Annotated in this window: 2 protein-coding genes; both read left to right on the forward strand. The window is 72.1% G+C overall.

Going from position 1 to position 1,562, the window contains the following annotated elements:
- On the forward strand, positions 1 to 1,042 hold a 1,042-nt coding region (locus tag MFF61_RS27535; RefSeq protein WP_238240889.1), incomplete at its 5' end, for a Mu transposase domain-containing protein.
- Positions 1,042 to 1,562, forward strand: a 521-nt coding sequence (locus MFF61_RS27540) for an ATP-binding protein (RefSeq protein WP_238240890.1), incomplete at its 3' end; no start/stop codon positions are given. The genes MFF61_RS27535 and MFF61_RS27540, both read left to right, overlap by 1 nt.

The following is a 1,562-nucleotide window of genomic DNA, read 5'->3' on the forward strand; positions in this document are numbered from 1 at the left end:
TTACCACTTCCGGCTCGCCTACTCGGGCTTCGAGCACGCCCACGTCGTGCTCGGCGGCGAGAGCTTCGTGGCGCTGGCCGAAGGCCTGCAGAACGCGCTCTGGTCCCTTGGCGGCGTCCCCCGCGAGCACCGCACCGACAGCCTCTCGGCCGCCTTCCGCAACCTCGATCAGCCCGCCGAGGACGACCTGACCCGGCGCTACGAGGCGCTGTGTGCCCACTACGGCATGACGCCCACCCGCAACAACGCCGGTCTCGCCCACGAGAACGGTGCGGTGGAGGGCCCGCACGGCCATCTCAAGCGCGCGATCGCCGACGCGCTCCTCTTGCGGGCCACCTCGGCGTTCCCGGACCTGCCGGCCTATCGCGCCTTCATCGATGAGCTGGTGGGCCGCCGCAACGCCCGCAATGCCAAGCGGATCGACAGCGAGCGGGCGGTCCTGCAGCCGCTCCCGCCGCGGCGCTCCTGCGACTACGAAGAGGTCAGCGTGCGCGTCACCTCCGCCGGCGGCTTCCGGGTGCGCAAGGTGTTCTACACCGTTCCCTCGCGTCTCATCGGCCATCGCCTGCGCGTGCGCCTCTACGACGATCGGCTCGACGTGCTGATCGGCGGCACGCACCTCTTCACTCTGCCACGCGGACGGGCCCGGCCGAACGGCCAGCACGATCAGGTCGTGGACTACCGCCACGTGATCCACGCACTGCGCCGCAAGCCGATGGCGCTCCTCAACCTCGTCTATCGGGACCGGCTCTTCCCGCGCGAGGCTTACCGGCAGACCTTCGAGGCCATGCGCGCCGCGCTGCCAGAGCGGCAGGCCTGCCGCCTCACCGTCGACCTGCTCGCGCTCGCCCATGAGCGGGGCTGCGAGGCCGAACTGGCCGCCTGCCTGGCCGCCGATCATGCCGCCGGACGGCTCCCGGACATCGCGGCCCTGCGCGCACGCTTCGCGCCGGATCCGGCCACGATCCCGCACGTCACGGTCGCGCTGGGCTCGCTGAGCCACTACGAGGACCTGCTCGGCGCCGCGACGGGGGCCGCGTGATGGCCCCCGCGCCCATCGACACCGCCCGCCTCGGCGTCATGCTGAGCGAGCTGCGCCTGCCCACGATCAAGACCGTGTGGCCACGCTTTGCCGAGCAGGCCGACAAGGAGGGCTGGCCCGCCGCCCGCTTCCTCGCGGCCATCGCCGAGCATGAGCTGGCCGAGCGCGATCGCCGGCGCATCGAGCGGCACCTCGCCGAAGCCCGCCTGCCCCCCGGCAAGACCCTCGACAACTTCGACTTCGCGGCGGTGCCGATGCTCTCCAAGGCCCAGGTCATGGCGGTCGCGGCTGGCGACGCCTGGCTCGCGCAGGGGGCCAACCTGCTCCTGTTCGGCCCGCCCGGCGGCGGCAAGAGCCATCTCGCCGCGGCGATCGGGTTGGCGCTGGTGGAGGGCGGCTGGAAGGTGCTGTTCACCCGCACGACCGACCTGGTGCAGAAGCTGCAGGTGGCGCGACGCGAGCTGAGCCTGGAAGCGGCGCTTGGCCGGCTGGACCGCTTCGATCTCCTGATCCTCGACGA

This window comes from Methylobacterium isbiliense, from assembly GCF_022179325.1.
In the GTDB taxonomy this organism is placed as follows: domain Bacteria; phylum Pseudomonadota; class Alphaproteobacteria; order Rhizobiales; family Beijerinckiaceae; genus Methylobacterium; species Methylobacterium isbiliense.